The 445-nt window shown below is 37.5% G+C and carries 1 protein-coding gene; it reads right to left on the bottom strand.

Translation table 11 applies throughout. The features are described 5' to 3' along the window. Positions 1-123: 123 nt before the first annotated feature. Positions 124-445: LPXTG cell wall anchor domain-containing protein (locus tag TP70_RS11110; protein WP_044361659.1), on the bottom strand; the 322-nt coding region annotated here is incomplete at its 5' end.

The following is a 445-nucleotide window of genomic DNA, read 5'->3' as shown; positions in this document are numbered from 1 at the left end:
TCATCAATTTGCACCTCTCAGTCATTAGAGTAGTTACTCAAATTATACATTAAAATAACCCTATAGACCGACACTCTTTTTTTAGTGTCTAATCTATAGGGTCCAGTTTATACATATGTTGTTCTATTCATTGTTGTTTAGAGTGTTCTTGTTGTCTCTCTTTTTAGACTTTCTAAGTAAACTCATTCCACCAAATAATGCTGCAAGACCGCCCATCAATCCATAACTGTTCTCTGATGATGTTTTACCAGCTTCTGGAAGATATTCTTTACCAGGTTCTATCATAGATGTACTATGAGACGCTAAACTTTGTGACATTGATTCGCTTGTATACATTGAAGTAGAGTCGCTCTCGCTTACTGACGTTGAGTTACTCATGCTCGTAGAGTCACTTTCACTTACTGACGTTGAGTTACTCATGCTCGTAGAGTCGCTCTCACTCACT

It is taken from the genome of Staphylococcus microti (assembly GCF_000934465.1).
Taxonomy (GTDB): domain Bacteria; phylum Bacillota; class Bacilli; order Staphylococcales; family Staphylococcaceae; genus Staphylococcus; species Staphylococcus microti.
The sequence above is the reverse complement of the archived record's forward strand: the minus strand, read 5'-3'. Positions and strand labels throughout refer to the sequence as shown.